The 1,128-nt window shown below is 45.4% G+C and carries 1 pseudogene; it reads right to left on the bottom strand.

Going from position 1 to position 1,128, the window contains the following annotated elements:
• Positions 1 to 31: 31 nt before the first annotated feature.
• Positions 32 to 1,128 (bottom strand): annotated as a pseudogene (gene atpD, locus MU846_RS14860) (F0F1 ATP synthase subunit beta); the annotation flags it as partial.

The following is a 1,128-nucleotide window of genomic DNA, read 5'->3' as shown; positions in this document are numbered from 1 at the left end:
GACTAATTCTAAGAAATGTTCAACAGTACACTTATGATGTAGATTTGGCCAGTGTCTCAGCCTTCAGAACAACTTCTTCAATTGGACCGACCATGTAAAAAGCAACTTCGGGAAGGTGGTCTAACTCGCCTTTTAATATCTTCTGGAATCCCTTGATCGTTTCTTCAAGAGGTACAAGTTTGCCAGCATGTCCGGTAAACACTTCAGCGACCTGGAATGGCTGAGAGAGGAACCTTTGAATTTTCCTAGCTCTTGCGACAGTCAATTTATCTTCTTCAGACAATTCATCCATACCCAAAATGGCAATAATATCCTGAAGGGACTTGTAGTCCTGAAGGATTTTTTGTACTCCTCTGGCAACATTGTAATGCTCAGCACCAATGATGTTGGGATCCATAATTCTTGAAGTGGAGTCAAGAGGATCTACAGCTGGATAGATACCCAGTTCAGCAATAGCTCTAGACAATACGGTGGTGGCGTCTAAATGGGCAAAGGTGGTAGCAGGAGCGGGATCAGTCAAGTCATCAGCAGGCACGTAAATAGCCTGTACTGAAGTGATGGAACCCTTCTTGGTGGTGGTAATTCTTTCCTGCATGGTACCCATGTCAGTTGCCAGGGTTGGCTGATAACCTACAGCTGAAGGGATACGACCCAACAGAGCAGATACCTCTGAACCTGCCTGAGTGAAACGGAAAATGTTGTCAATGAACAATAGCACATCCTGACCTTCTTGATCCCTGACTTATTCCGCAACATAAAAACCAGACAACGCGACCCTAGCCCTGGCGCCTGGGGGCTCGTTCATTTGTCCGTACACCAACGCTACCTTTGAGGACTTGTCCTTGAGTGATATGACACCTGATTCAATCATTTCATGATATAAATCATTTCCTTCACGAGTTCTCTCCCCGACTCCGGCAAATACTGAGTAACCACCATGGGCCTTGGCAACGTTGTTGATAAGTTCCATGATCAATACGGTCTTGCCTACTCCTGCTCCTCCAAACAGACCAATCTTACCACCTTTGGCATAAGGGGCCAGAAGATCTACAACTTTGATACCTGTGACTAAAATGTCTTGTTCGACACTCATGTCCACGAATTCTGGAGCATCAGCATGAATTGAGG

This window comes from Alcanivorax quisquiliarum, assembly GCF_023051175.1.
GTDB classification, from domain to species: Bacteria; Pseudomonadota; Gammaproteobacteria; order Pseudomonadales; family Alcanivoracaceae; genus Isoalcanivorax; species Isoalcanivorax quisquiliarum.
Note: the sequence above shows the minus strand (reverse complement) of the source record. Positions and strands in the feature narration are given on the sequence as shown.